A 13866-nucleotide genomic window follows, 5' to 3' on the forward strand; every position below is an offset into this window, starting at 1 on the left:
ACTAGATTGTATTTTAAGAAACATTATCTTTTTCCTAATCTAAAATTATTTCTTTTAATGTGTGTATTATTTCTTTTCGTGAATAATAATAAAAATATTAGTGCAATTTGTATGTCTTAGAAGAAGAGGTGTTTAAAACCCCTTGAAGAATTCAATTCTTATCGTTTTCTATCGTATTCTCGGATAAGAAAAAACGCCCACAAACCTTGTTAAATCAACGTTTGTGAGCATTTAAAGTTCTTCTAAACGGACTAAAAAATTCCTAGGTATATCGGTGGTCGGGGTCGAAATTAATACACCTTAGGTGAATAAATGGTATTGCATAAACATTACAGCTACTTACGAATATATTCGCTATCGTTTCGAATAAAATTCCGAAACACCTTAGAACCGTTTGATATATGCCGACCTTTTCTGCTAAATATCCTTTGTTAACCCTGCCCTCTGTCCCAATACACGATTGACTCATAAGGTCTCAACGTTATCTTGTCCAACCTCTTTGAAGAATCAGCGTAATTCGATAGTAGGATTTGCGGGTTTTCTACTTCTTCTACTGGAAGCTCTATCGAAACTTCATTAGCATAAAAATTATTTACCACAATCAATTTTTCATTTTTCCATTCTCGTGTATAGGCAAAGATTTGAGGGTCATTTGCTAGAAGCAGATGATAGTCCCCATACGTTATGATGTCATATGTTTTACGAAGCTCAATTAGCTTTTGATAATGACTGAAGATCGAATTGGGGTCATTCATTGCTTTTTCAGCGTTAATTTCATTGTAATTTCTGGCTGGTTCAATCCACGGTACACCTGTTGTAAATCCAGCATTATCTACACTGGACCACTGCATAGGTGTTCTGGCATTGTCACGTGATTTTTGCTGAAGTATGGCGATAATTTCTTCCTCCGATTTTCCCTTTTGCTTTAGAATCTCATATGTATTCAAAGATTCCACATCACGGTATTGAGTAATTGAAGTAAACTCGGGGTTAGTCATCCCGATTTCTTCACCTTGGTAAATATACGGGGTTCCCTGCATCATATGGATTGTGGTTGCAAGCATTTTTGCTGATTCCTTATGATATGTTTTATCATCGCCAAATCGAGATACTGCACGTGGCTGATCATGATTACACCAAAAAAGGGCATTCCATCCCGCGCCTCTATGCATACCAACCTGCCAATCGGAGACGATTTTTTTTAATTCAATAAATTCAAATGGTGCCTTTGTCCATTTATCCCCATTCGAATAATCTACCTTTAGATGATGAAATTGAAAGGTCATATCCAATTCTTTTCGTTCTGGTTTTGTATAAAGGATGCAATTTTCTATTGTCGTCGAAGACATTTCCCCAACCGTCATCATTTTATAAGGCGCAAAAACAGCCTGGTTGATTTCATGTAAATATTCATGGACTCGTGGACCATCGGTATAGAACCTTCTGCCATCACCGGTATGATCATTTGGGAAATGCTGATCTTTTGAGATTAAATTGATCACATCAAGGCGAAAACCATCAATTCCCTTTTCTGCCCAGAAGCGAATCATTTCAATCAATTTCTCTCTAACCTCATCGTTTTCCCAGTTAAGATCTGCCTGTGTTACATCAAATAAATGCAAATAATATTGGCCCGTTTTCTCATCATATTGCCATGCGGAACCCCCAAATTTTGATTCCCAGTTTGTCGGCTCCTTTCCATCAACTGCATCCTTCCATATATAATAATCACGGTACTTATTTGTTTTGGATGAGGCTGCTTGTTTAAACCATTCATGTTCCGTCGATGTATGATTAATGACTAGGTCCATAATTAACTTCATACCACGTTTATGAGTTTCATCTAATAATTGCTCGAAATCAGCCATTGTCCCATACATTGGTTCAATGGCGTAATAATCACTAATATCGTACCCATTATCTTTTTGCGGTGATCTATAAATAGGTGTTAACCAAATTACGTCGACACCTAGTTTTTTGAGATAATCTAGCTTTTGGATAATTCCCTGAATATCACCAATACCATTTCCGGTTGTGTCATTAAAACTTTTTGGATAAATTTGATACACTGTTGCCTTTTTCCACCAAGCTTCACTCATTACTTTCACTCCCAGGTAATGATATCCTCCTTCTTGCAATAAAATACGTAACGATAAACGGAAAGACAATGACGATAAGCATGCCAATGAAAAACGATACCCAATTAGACGCCACAATCGATAATATCGCAGGAATGCCTCCAACACCGATTGATTTTGCTTTTACGCCTTGTAATGTGATAAAAGCCCCAGCAATCGCAGTACCAGTGATTGCTGCAAAGAACGGATATCGATACCGCAAGTTTACCCCAAACATTGCAGGCTCCGTAATTCCGAGCCATGCAGAAATACCCGATGTTCCCGCCAATCCTTTTAATTTTTCATCTTTTGCAACTAGCATCATGGCAAATACTGCTGCACCTTGGGCAATGTTAGATAGAGCAACAATTGGCCACAAGAATGTCGTTCCCGTACTACCGATCAGTTGCAGATCTACCGCCAAAAACGTATGATGCATGCCGGTGATAACGAGTGGAGCATATAATGCACCATATACTAGTCCTCCGATGATTGGCACTGCATCAAAGACGTATACCAATCCTTCTGTAATCCAATTACCGATTTTAAATGTAACAGGACCGATTAAAACAAATGCCAAAAAGCCGGTTACCAATAACGCAACTGGTGCAACCACCAATAATTGAAGTGAATCAATGACACGTTTCCTTAGAAAAATCTCTATTTTAGCCAGTACCCAAGAAGCAAATAATACCGGCAGAACTTGTCCTTGATATCCAACCTTATTTATTTCGAGTCCAAAGATATTCCAAGTAGGGATTTTACCTTCCGCAACTGCTGAGCCATATCCCCATGCATTCATTAAGTCTGGATGGACAAGAATTAAGCCAAGGACAACACCCAGTAATTCATGACCCCCAAACCTCTTAACGGCTGACCAACCAATTAATGCAGGTAAGAATGTGAAGGCTGTATTCGCAATGATATTAATCATATCCGCAATACCAGCCCATTGTGGGTATGTCTCGATAAGTGCAGGTGACCCTTTGCCAAAGATTCCTGGATTCGCTAATATATTATTAATCCCCATTAATAAACCAGCAGTTACAATGGCCGGTAAAATCGGAATAAAAATATCCGCCAATACTTTAATTGCTTTTTGCAGTGGATTTAGGTTTTCTCCACCTGCTGCTTTAACATCTTCCTTCGATGCTTCCTCAATACCTGTCTCATGGACCATCGCTTTATAAACCTTATCAACAGTACCTTGACCAATCACTATTTGATATTGGCCATTTGCCGAAAACGTACCTTTTACGATTCCCATATTATCTAGGGCTGCTTTATTAACTTCACTCTCATCTTTTAGCGCGAAACGCAGACGGGTGACACAATGGGTAGCTGCATTTATATTCTCTACGCCGCCGACTGCAGCTACAATTTCACTTGCTTCTTTACTATACTGAACCCCATTTGTTGATGAATTCTTTTGTTCCTTATTTTTCGACTTAGATTCTCCCTTTGGCACTGTTCCCAAAAGAACCGAGTCTAAGGCAATAACATCTTTCTCTTTTGTTTTATGCAATTCTTCGAACTGATCTCCGTTTGTAACAATGATCGGAGTGACATGACTTTTCGCTTTTTCCTTAATAAAATCCAAGTCAAAAGTGACTAATGGGTCACCGGCTTTTACTTTATCCCCTGACTTGACATGTGCTTCAAAACCTTCTCCATTAAGGGAGACGGTCTCTAGGCCAATATGTATTAATAATTCAAGTCCCGAATCGCTAACAAGCCCAATGGCGTGCTTGGTTGGAAAAATTTGAATGACTTCCCCATCAAATGGAGCGACTACCTTCCCATCCGTTGGTTCAATCGCAATGCCATCCCCCATCATTTTTTGAGAAAATGTCGGATCTGGAACATCTTTTAAAGCTACCACATTACCACTTACGGGAGCATAGATTAAAATCTGATTGGATTCTCCATTAGTTGCCATTCAAAGACCCCTTTCATGTATCTTTGCCTATCAAAACAGCTATTTAAATAAAAAGTTATTATTATAATGTTTCCCAGAAAGCCATGGGTCAAAACAAAATATAAAACCGTTCTACCTTCAGACAACAAATCTCCCTTTTCAATATTGAAAAGGGAGATTTCTCAAACTGCTATATCACAAACTGCATATTGTATAAATGAGCATACGTACGGTCTAATGCTAGCAATTCCTCATGTGTACCTTCTTCAGTAATTCCATCATCAGTTAGCACAATAATCCGCTTAGCATTTCTTATTGTCGACAATCGGTGTGCGATCACAATCGTTGTACGATTTTTTGCTAAAGCTTCCAGTGATTCTTTGACGATTTTTTCGCTTTCATTATCAAGAGCACTCGTTGCTTCGTCAAAGATTAAAATAGGTGGATTTTTTAGAAAAACACGTGCGATGCTTAATCGCTGTTTTTGTCCTCCGGATAATTTGACGCCACGTTGACCTATATCGGTTTCATATCCGTTTGGCAAAGCAATAATAAAGTCATGTGCATTAGCATTTTTAGCCGCCGCTATAATTTCTTCTTTTGTTGCATCAGGTTTTCCGTAACGGATATTTTCAAGAACCGTTCCTGCAAACAAATACACGTCTTGCTGAACAATTCCGACATTCCTTCTTAGCGAATGCAAACTGATATCCTTGACGTTTATGCCATCTATTAGTACTTCTCCTGCGTTTACATCATAAAAACGCGGTATGAGTGAGCATAAAGTTGTTTTCCCTATACCTGATGGTCCAACCAATGCAATATAATCTCCAGAATTAATTTCCAATGAAATGTTATTTAAAACACTTCGATTGTTTCCGTTGTAATTGAAACTGACGTTTTGGAACTGTACATCTCCTTGTACATTCTTCAATTCCATTGCATTTGATGAGTCTTTGATAGAAGGTTCAATTTCCAACATTTCCATAAAACGATCAAATCCAGTGATTCCATCTTGAAACTGCATCGTTACATGGGTGAGCTTTTGAATTGGCTCAATCAAATAGGCAATATATAACAAAAACGTAATCAAATCAGCCAAATCTAATGAAGCATGAACAATATTAATGCCACCAAACACAATCACAGTAATAGTAATGAGTTGGACAAAAATATCCATTCCCGTTGAAAAATACGCTTCACTTTTATAACCGTTTTTTCTACTTTCTAAAAAGCGATTATTTTCATAATGAAATTTATTTGCTTCATAATCTTCATTCCCAAATGACTGAACTACCCTAATACCTGAAAGATTATCTTCCACTTGAGCATTAATATCTGCAATTCGATCTTTATTTCTCCTAAGTGCAATATTAACCTTTTTGTTAAAATAAAGAGCAAACACCGCCATTAATGGCAAAAAGCAAAAAATAGCTAATGTCAATTTAGCATTGATGAAAAATAAGATGATAAAAGCCCCGACAAATTTAATAAAATACTTTATATAATCCTCAGGACCATGGTGATATAACTCGGACAAGAGTAGCAAATCATTTGTTACCCTTGACATCAATTGCCCTGTTTTTTGCGTGTCATAAAAATTGAATGATAGTTTTTGATAATGCTCAAATAATTCTCTCCGCATATCACTTTCCATCATCGCACCCATTTTATGACCATGATAATCTACGACAAATTGACAAAGATTTTGTATGACCACCAAAACAAGCATGATCCCGCAAACGATATAAATCTGGCTTAATGCACTTGAAAGATCATTTTCTAAAATATCCTTCGTAATATACCTTGTTAACAATGGATACAACAGAGCAATACCTGAACCAACTAAGGCACAAGCCATTACAGTATAAAACAGTCTCAAATACGGTTTGTAATAAGATAAAAACTTCTTAATTCGATTATTCACAAGTTTACCCCTTTAATGTTAGATTTCCAGAATTCAAATCTACACATAAGGGGAACACCTTAATGTTTAATTTAGTGTTACACCCCTATATGTTTGTACAAGAATTGTTTGTTTTCTCATTGATATTGCCTCCTTCAGTTTCGATGCATAAATTATACAAAATAAACCAAATATTTGAAAGATAAAAAACATCTTAATCCATTTTCTCCTCATAAAACACTCGTATAGAGAAAGTATCCTCTAGCTAGTGGAATCCTTAATATGCAATTCTACCTTGGCTGATATTATATTTAGTCCTAATAAAAACTGTAAGACCATGTATAACATCACTAATAATTTTTAAAAAAGGATTTAACGGTCTTTTAAAGAATATATAAAAAGTGATGTATTCTTAACAGAATGAAGGTGGAAAAATGTCTATAGATATCAAGACATTGTTTTTAATCGATCAAAAGGATGGTTTGAGCGCAGAATTTAGTAAATTAGTTTCAATGATGAATTATTCAAGAGTTATGACGCTTGAAGAAGTAAAGAAATTAACCGTAGAAGAGCTGGATTTTCTCTTTGATGAGGAAGATGCCAATTCAATAGGGATGTTGCTTAGTCATATGACAGCTGTAGAAAAAGCATATCAAATTGAAACCTTTCAGAATCGCGATTTGACTGAAGAAGAAATTAATGAGTTGAATCCCGCTTTGGATTTAGGGAATAAAGCACGTGAACAGATTAAAGGTCATAGTATTGATTTTTATTTGGAAGAACTAGCTAGTGTTCGAGAACGGACAATCGAAACCTTTAAAACACTCCCAGATGAATGGTTGTTTCACCAAACCCCGTTTTGGTTTGGTGAGCAAGCCAACAATTATTTTAAATGGTTCCATGTATTTGAGGATGAATTAAATCACAGAGGACAAATAAGGATTATCAAAAAGATGATGGCAAAGCAGTTGCACGTTTAACAATTTAAGAAAAAGGCTGGGACATAACTAAAACAATGAAACCTAAAGAGAATGATCTAACTTAGCGGAGGAAATATACGAAGACTCCTGTGAGAGGAAGGCATAGGTGAGACCCCGCAGCTCGGGACGAGCGAGGAGGCTAACCAGCCGCCCACGGAAAGCAAAGTATATTTCCGGAGCGGTATATACACTAATCTACCTATTGTTCGAATTTATCTTTGTAGAAAATAGTTATGTCCCGGTTTCTTTCCAAATTAATACCTTCGATAATTTCAGTTATATAGCTTGTTCTTTTCCTATAAAAATTTCCTTAACAAAACGCTTACTGTCGACCTTCCACCCATCAGTAGGAGAAAACCTCATTAAGTGAATCTTTCCATTAAAAATATGACGTTTTGAATGATCATCAATCCATTCAACCTCTATGGGAATATCAAGATACAATTCGTCTTTTCCGTAAGGTCTTGTGGTTATTTGTAGCGGTTTTATATTTTCAACTTTTTGGAATTGCTTTTCCCAATTCATTTTTTGTACAGAAATTGTCGAGACAATACGGCGATCCTTTTGTTTTATTCCTGCTATATAAGCTTGTATAAGTAATTCTGGCTCTGCACTATTTAAATACTCATTCAATTTTCCTGCTGACTTTAAAATCATAAGCTGATGTGAAAGATCTACAGATTTTTTTCGATGTGTTTTACTTCCATTAAAATGAACACAGAAATGACCTTTGAAGTTATTATCAAGCTTTCCAGCACCATGTGGCATTCCATGCATCGAAGCAGCAATCCATTGATCGTTGTGTATTACAATGATTGCTCTTCGTTTCCAGCTCCATTTTCCATTATAAATATCCTTCATAATTTTCGTATCTTTAGATGTTAACGGCTGTACATCCGCATGCCCACTTCCCGCTCTCCTCTGTACATTAAATCTTTTTCCTGTTTCAACATCCAAGATTGTAAACTTGCTGTACTTTGGTATTATTCCATCGACTTCATCCCAAGGAAGCATATCAACCCATATTCCAATCCCTTCGTCCTGGGCAGATGCAAATTGTCCATTAACAAGTACGAAAGAAGTAAGTAGAATAAACGAAATTATATAACGCATCTAAACACTCATTTCTGAATTTTTACAAGAAGTTTTCCAAAAATGATTGGAACATATTCATGATTTATTGTTTTAAAATAGGGAAAAGTAAAATGAAAATAGCTGGGAGGTATGTCAGAATGGGAGCGATTGAACGAAATGGGTATATATTTGAGCCTGAATATAGTGTAATTGAGCAAAACGGAGCCGTTCATGTGTATCGTAATGGTCAATTCATTGAAGAATTAAAATTTACGTTTCAAGGAGAATATCCGGAATTGGACCTAATCGAACAGCTTGTTGCTGATTACTGTAGGTCAAATGGAATCTAATAACTGCATCACAATTATCAGTGTTTGCTACCTATCGTGGTGCAGTTATTGCAGGAGTGTAACTTGTTATGGACCGAAAGAAACAACGTAACCTATCATAATCATCATAAAAGCAAAAACGGAAATGGTGCTTATACAGACTAAATTCATTAGAATATAAAGTATTTTCTTTTTACCTTTTATAAAAAATGAATATATGAAACCAAATGCTGGAATTAAAAGTAAAAAGAAGAGAATAAAAATAATTAGTATTCTTTTTACATTAAATACGATAGTTGAATCAATGTCTGGTACATTTAATAATATGATTAGGAATATAAATGCTATTATTGTAGAGACCAAAGAAAATAGCGCCACTTTAGAAGGGTTTCGAAAAAACTTCTTCATATAAAATCCCCTTTTTTTAATAATTTTTCAATAAATAATCTTTGCTCTTAAAAAAAGATCTCCTTCTAAAAGTCTATTGTTTTTCAACAAAATGTTCCGTAGTAATAGGCAAATTATTTAATCCAGTTCTCAAATATCTTGGATATAACTCCATATTTATAATTTCACTAATAGGTGTCCATTTATAGATTAATCCGTCCCCTTCAAGACCATAAAAAGGTTCTATGCAATACAAAGAATGATTTGAGGTGATCATATAATAAAAACCAATCTCGTGAAATTCCTTTCCCCTATATTCAAAAAAGTTCTCCCCAATCCATACTAATCGATCAATATGAATGTCTACGCCCAGTTCTTCTAGAAATTCCCTTCTAATGCTTTCTCGTGATTCTTCTAATAAAGCCACTCTCCCTCCTGGAAGTGACCAATTTTCCTCATTGACAGCTCTATGAAGAAGTACATGGCCATTTTCTATCCATATTCCAGCAACGCGATAGTTGAAAATAGCTGTTTCTGTTTTAAAAACTGCATCCAAAATCAAACATTCCTTCCTATCCAATATTTTGTGAACGTTCCATTATAGTGTCCAATACCTTCTCCCATAATATCTTCATTTCATCTCTAACCTTCTCATCAGAAAGATGTTCTTGGTGAAAGCTAATGGTTGTTTTATTTTCATCTTTCGGCAAGAAACGAATTTGAACTGTCGAGGGCTTTGCCCAGTCCTTCCTTTGCCAAGTAAGTCGGATTTGCTGTAAAGGTTTAATTACACGAATTTCACCATTACCAGTTTCTGCACTGTATTTCTCATTCTTTTGTAATGGAAAACTCGTAAAGTCTCCTAACCATAATTTTAAGCCTTCATTTGAAGTTGCAAGGTCCCACGCTTTTTTTTGAGATATTGGAAATGTTCTTCTTACACCTATTTGAAAACCAACGTTTTTTGTTTGCCCCACGACTTTTGAATTCATATAACCATCTCCTTATTTCTTTATAAAATCACTCTATAATTATAACCTTTAAAAAATTCAATTAATATTGCATGCAATAATGTTATCATTAGTAAATGAATGTAAAAATAAATGGTTTATTATCTAAGTGTCTATCCTAATATCAAGGAGAAAATAATGTATATAAAAAATTTAACCAAAGAGCAAGCTAAGCAAATCATCAAATGGAGATATGAGACTCCTTATGATTTTTATAATATGGATGACGATAAGGATTCTCTGAATGAGCTTCTTCACTATTATGGAGTATTCGATGGTAAAGATTTAATTGGCTTTTATTGCTTAGAATCGTTTGCCCAAGTGCCCATAGGACGAGAAAAGGGTTTATATCCGGAAATGGAAGGATTAATAGATTTAGGATTTGGCCTCAAACCGGAATTAACCGGTCAAGGCTATGGTTATAGATTTATAAACTTTATCATTGATGAGATTCAACAAAAATATAATTTAAACAAAATTCGCTTAACTGTTGCCGAGTTTAACAAAAGAGCTATTTCACTTTATGAGAAATTAGGATTTGAAATGAAATCATCATTTACTGCGAACAATACTGCTTTTTTAGTAATGATAAAAAAGCTTTAATATATCAGATTAATTTTTCCAAGTCCAACCGAAAGCGATCAGCTCTTGAACATTCCTTTAAAGTCGTTCTAAGAAGCTTAAGCGTAATATCTTCTGATTTTACAAGGCCTTCATAGCGCAAATCTTTAATCCACTCCCAGATGTCTTCTAATTTTCTCTTTAGGAAATAAAATTCGAATGCATCTATATCAATTTTTGCATAATTCATGTGTTTTCTGTACTCTTTTAAAAACTGTTGTGCATAAGGCTCTGTCACGATTAAAATGAGGTCTTGTTCTTGAGGTGCCATTTTCACACACTCCCAGTCAATTAGCATCAGATTTTCAGCTTGCATTATGTTCCAATTATGTGCATCTGCATGGCATAATACGTATTTGAGGGCTTTGTGTTTTAACGTATTTGATAAATAGTTCATCCTTTCAATCTTATCCAATAAACAACTAGTGTAAGGATTAAGAATTTCTAAAACTACATCGTGTTTTTTATCAAGATCTTGAAGAATAAATGAGGATAATGAATCACAATATTCAATATCAAAGCTTTCAACTTTCTGCTGTTCTATTAATTCATTAGGTATAATGGAAGTATATGAATGAAGCAATCCAAGAATCCTTGCTAGATCATTAACCTGACTATGATTTAGAGGATTCTCGCCAATTGTTGTACCTTGTACATACTCGGAAAGTAAGTAAAGAAAGCATTCGTCTTCACATTTATTAACGTCAAATTTCGTGGAGATGGGACTTACAATATTGCTATTTAATTCTGTTTGATCGTAAATCCACTTTACAAGAGGGATGTATCTATCAATAGCATCGATCCACTGGATAACTGAAGGCTTGTGTTTGTTATACACTTTTAGAAAATACTTCATGTTCTTACCTTCAATTAAAAAAGCGAGCGCTGACCATCCCCCAGTCCGTTGTTCTATCCTAGTTGCTTCTATATCGTAGTATTCTCTTAAAATCGCCTCTATTCGATTGTTAATTTCCGTCCAGCTCCCACCTTTTTCTACTTCTTCAACCAAATCAGATTCGAGTCTTTTGAGAAATTCACAATATTATAAAGGAATAGAACTTCGTTTATTTCGTTCTCACTAATAAATTCATCAAGATCAGAATGGAAGTATCGCAAATCGATGACATATATTTCTTCAAAATGATTAGCTAGAAAGGGAATAAGTGCATGAGCATATGAGTCTTTGATAATGGCTAATTTCCTGCCATTTATCACATTGGATTTTATTGTTACTAAACTATGATTTCCATTTAAAAAGAAGGAATATTGATCTTTTTTACTTAAATAAGACCATTCATATAAAGAATTTTTATTTTTTCCATCGTATTGCACAGTATAGGATCTTTCATGAATAGGCTCGAACATTTCAATCGTGTCAGGCTCTACCCTGTGTCCTAATACTTTCGAGGCGAAAGTTCCATAAAAGTTGTTTGAAACTATTTTTTGATTAAAATCATTAATAAGATAAGGTTTGAATCCTAATGTATTTGCAGCTTGGACATATGCATAATATGCGCCGCGCATCGTCCAATGATGATCTGTTTTAAAGTAAATTTGTTCGTTTTTATGATCCGTTAATATGTTTGAAACTTCAATAAAGTGAACTGAATCTAATAGTTGCCTTTTCACATCATCGATGACTTCTCTTTGCGAAAATGACTGGGCAAAAAGAGGCAGCTTTTCATTATAGATTTCAACAGATGTCGGGACAAGTAACATATAATAATCAAGATTCTTGTTTTTCTCTGCAAAAAAATTGATATGCTCTATGTTCTTATTTAATTGATCTTTAGGCTTTTTAAATTCTTCTAATAAATATCCATCTTTCCCAAAGTAAATCCCATTCGATTCTTGCTTCATTAATGCTTTTTCCGCTCCAGCTTTTATACCTAACCATTCCTTTTTCCAAGCGAATTGATCTGAAATATATGTTTCATATCGATCCATGAATTCTCCGGATAGAATGTTTTTTAAGGAAAGTGTTGGCTTTTGTTCGAGAATACGATTTTCATCTTCGGAAAAAACAACGTCCTTCGATATCAAATTCAATATACAAATAAATCCTAAAAAACTTATAAACATGAAGGCTATGATTTTATCAGTATTGCGCATGTTTTTCCCTCATTAAAATCGAAAATATAAAAAAGGATTATATGATTCGTTTACAAGAAAAGCAGTTGATAGTAACAAAATGACAAAATAAATAATGGGCGAAATATCTCTCACAATTTTTCTATTGATGAATAGTTTGCCAATCGGAATGGCACCCATAATCCCAATAATAAACAGAACACCATTTGTATATAGCTCATACATTGTTTGTTGGTCTAGTACTTGGTTCCCCGAAATTCCAAACATAATAGATAAATATGTAAGTCCTTGAGTAAGATCCTCAAATACAAATAAAACCCAACCAATTAAAATGAAACATATAAAATAAAGATGCTGGAAAACGGGATGAGCACGGAGTAATATCTTACTAAGCCCCGCCTTCTCTAAAGCTATCAACACACCAAAATAAATTCCCCATACAACAAAATTCCAGCTTGCCCCATGCCAAAAACCTGTCAAACCCCACACAATCAATAGGTTTCGATAAAGTTTTTTCTGTCCCTTTCTACTTCCACCTAGTGGAAAATACACATAGTCTCGAAACCAACCACCAAGTGTCATATGCCATCTTCGCCAAAATTCTGAAATGCTTCGTGAAATGTATGGATATTGGAAATTAATCGGAAAGTTAAAACCAAACATTTTTCCAAGTCCTCTTGCCATATCAGAATATCCACTAAAATCAAAATAGATTTGTAGTGCAAATGCGATAATCCCTAACCAGGAAGATATTACTGTTAACTCTGTAAAGCTCCGACTCTCAATGCCGTTCCATAACAAACCGATATTATTGGCAAGCAATACTTTTTTTCCTAATCCAATTACAAATAAATTGACTCCATCAGCAAATTGCTGTAAAGAAACACGACGATGAATTAACTCTTTTTCAATCGATTCATAACGCACTATTGGTCCTGCGATAAGCTGAGGAAATAAACAAACATACATCGCCAAGGCAATCGGATTTTTTTGCGGTTGCACCTTCCCTCGATATACATCAATCGTATAACTCATCGTTTGAAAAGTATAAAAAGAAATTCCGATTGGAAGAGGCAAGTTTAATAGTTCAATATCCGTTCCAAGTAAGAAGTTAATATTTTCTATAAAAAAATCGGAATATTTAAAAAATGAAAGTACACCGATATTAATAATGATTGAAGATAATAAAAAGAATTTCGATAAATATTTTCCCTTATATTTTGCAATCAATAATCCGTGAAAGTAATCTGTAACTGCCGAGAAAATCATCAGAAAAATATAAACAGGCTCCCCCCATGCATAAAAAATCAAACTTAGTATGAGAAGGAGCAAGTTTTTCATTTTTCTTGGACTTATATAATAGAGCGATAATGTTATAGGTAAGAAGACAAATAGAAATACTAAGCTGCTAAAAACCATATGCTATCACCATA

At 34.8% G+C, this 13866-nt stretch carries 13 protein-coding genes; 3 read left to right on the forward strand and 10 right to left on the reverse strand.

All coding sequences use genetic code 11. From position 1 onward, the window contains the following. Positions 1–431: 431 nt before the first annotated feature. The 3 genes from treC to MT489_RS03495 all read right to left on the reverse strand — a co-directional run bounded on the left by treC (position 432) and on the right by MT489_RS03495 (position 5962). Positions 432–2099 carry an alpha,alpha-phosphotrehalase gene (gene treC, locus MT489_RS03485; protein ID WP_244680104.1) on the reverse strand — a complete coding sequence of 556 codons (1668 nt, stop codon included), beginning with the start codon at positions 2097–2099 and terminating at the stop codon, positions 432–434. Beyond that, on the reverse strand, positions 2092–4056 hold the full coding sequence (gene treP, locus MT489_RS03490; protein ID WP_244680105.1) for a PTS system trehalose-specific EIIBC component: 1965 nt from the start codon (positions 4054–4056) through the stop codon (positions 2092–2094). Before treP ends, treC begins: the two co-directional genes overlap by 8 nt. 169 nt (positions 4057–4225) lie before the next feature. Next, a complete protein-coding gene (locus MT489_RS03495) occupies positions 4226–5962 on the reverse strand; it encodes an ABC transporter ATP-binding protein (protein ID WP_244680106.1) in 1737 nt (578 codons plus the stop codon). A gap of 413 nt (positions 5963–6375) precedes the next feature. Between MT489_RS03495 and MT489_RS03500 the strand changes: the two genes are divergently transcribed. Further along, positions 6376–6921, forward strand: coding sequence for a DinB family protein (locus MT489_RS03500; protein ID WP_244680107.1), 546 nt, complete (start codon positions 6376–6378; stop codon positions 6919–6921). 276 nt (positions 6922–7197) lie between these two features. Here the strand turns inward: MT489_RS03500 and MT489_RS03505 are convergent, their stop codons facing one another. Then, entirely contained in the window at positions 7198–8034 is an 837-nt protein-coding gene (locus tag MT489_RS03505; protein ID WP_244680108.1) for a hypothetical protein, read from the reverse strand. A gap of 119 nt (positions 8035–8153) precedes the next feature. On the opposite strand from MT489_RS03505, the gene MT489_RS03510 reads away from it, so the two are divergent. Further along, positions 8154–8345, forward strand: a complete 192-nt coding sequence (locus MT489_RS03510; protein WP_244680109.1) for a YbxH family protein — start codon at positions 8154–8156, stop codon at positions 8343–8345. Positions 8346–8411: 66 nt separating this feature from the next. Here the strand turns inward: MT489_RS03510 and MT489_RS03515 are convergent, their stop codons facing one another. From MT489_RS03515 to MT489_RS03525, 3 genes are all read right to left on the reverse strand, one after another. Beyond that, positions 8412–8732: a hypothetical protein gene (locus MT489_RS03515; RefSeq protein ID WP_244680110.1), complete on the reverse strand. Its 321-nt coding sequence runs from the start codon at positions 8730–8732 to the stop codon at positions 8412–8414. A gap of 73 nt (positions 8733–8805) precedes the next feature. Continuing rightward, positions 8806–9273 carry an NUDIX hydrolase gene (locus MT489_RS03520; protein ID WP_244680111.1) on the reverse strand — a complete coding sequence of 156 codons (468 nt, stop codon included), beginning with the start codon at positions 9271–9273 and terminating at the stop codon, positions 8806–8808. Positions 9274–9283: 10 nt separating this feature from the next. Then, positions 9284–9703, reverse strand: coding sequence for an SRPBCC domain-containing protein (locus MT489_RS03525; protein WP_244680112.1), 420 nt, complete (start codon positions 9701–9703; stop codon positions 9284–9286). Between the two features lie 156 nt (positions 9704–9859). Between MT489_RS03525 and MT489_RS03530 the strand changes: the two genes are divergently transcribed. After that, on the forward strand, positions 9860–10324 hold the full coding sequence (locus MT489_RS03530; protein WP_244680113.1) for a GNAT family N-acetyltransferase: 465 nt from the start codon (positions 9860–9862) through the stop codon (positions 10322–10324). A 4-nt stretch (positions 10325–10328) separates the two neighbouring features. Here MT489_RS03530 and MT489_RS03535 read toward each other — a convergent pair whose 3' ends face one another. From MT489_RS03535 to MT489_RS03545, 3 genes are read right to left on the reverse strand one after another with little or no spacing between them, the layout of a single operon-like run. After that, a complete protein-coding gene (locus MT489_RS03535; RefSeq protein WP_244680114.1) occupies positions 10329–11351 on the reverse strand; it encodes an aminoglycoside phosphotransferase family protein in 1023 nt (340 codons plus the stop codon). Further along, complete coding sequence (locus tag MT489_RS03540; RefSeq protein WP_244680115.1) at positions 11336–12454, reverse strand: DHHW family protein; 1119 nt, start codon at positions 12452–12454, stop codon at positions 11336–11338. The genes MT489_RS03535 and MT489_RS03540 overlap by 16 nt, the downstream gene beginning before the upstream one ends. Before the next feature lie 12 nt (positions 12455–12466). Next, the gene (locus MT489_RS03545) at positions 12467–13852 is read right to left on the reverse strand and encodes an MBOAT family O-acyltransferase (RefSeq protein ID WP_244680116.1); all 1386 of its coding nucleotides are present in this window, start codon (positions 13850–13852) and stop codon (positions 12467–12469) included. Between the last annotated feature and the right edge of the window lie 14 nt (positions 13853–13866).

It is taken from the genome of Lederbergia wuyishanensis, from assembly GCF_022900255.1.
Lineage (GTDB): Bacteria > Bacillota > Bacilli > Bacillales > Bacillaceae_C > Lederbergia > Lederbergia wuyishanensis.

Coding starts and splice junctions, on each gene's coding strand:
- MT489_RS03510 (WP_244680109.1), top strand. CDS start 8,154: ATGGGAGCGATTGAACGAAATGGGTATATATTTGAGCCTGAATATAGT.
- MT489_RS03505 (WP_244680108.1), bottom strand. CDS start 8,034: ATGCGTTATATAATTTCGTTTATTCTACTTACTTCTTTCGTACTTGTT.
- MT489_RS03530 (WP_244680113.1), top strand. CDS start 9,860: ATGTATATAAAAAATTTAACCAAAGAGCAAGCTAAGCAAATCATCAAA.
- treP (WP_244680105.1), bottom strand. CDS start 4,056: ATGGCAACTAATGGAGAATCCAATCAGATTTTAATCTATGCTCCCGTA.
- treC (WP_244680104.1), bottom strand. CDS start 2,099: ATGAGTGAAGCTTGGTGGAAAAAGGCAACAGTGTATCAAATTTATCCA.
- MT489_RS03525 (WP_244680112.1), bottom strand. CDS start 9,703: ATGAATTCAAAAGTCGTGGGGCAAACAAAAAACGTTGGTTTTCAAATA.
- MT489_RS03515 (WP_244680110.1), bottom strand. CDS start 8,732: ATGAAGAAGTTTTTTCGAAACCCTTCTAAAGTGGCGCTATTTTCTTTG.
- MT489_RS03545 (WP_244680116.1), bottom strand. CDS start 13,852: ATGGTTTTTAGCAGCTTAGTATTTCTATTTGTCTTCTTACCTATAACA.
- MT489_RS03540 (WP_244680115.1), bottom strand. CDS start 12,454: ATGCGCAATACTGATAAAATCATAGCCTTCATGTTTATAAGTTTTTTA.
- MT489_RS03500 (WP_244680107.1), top strand. CDS start 6,376: ATGTCTATAGATATCAAGACATTGTTTTTAATCGATCAAAAGGATGGT.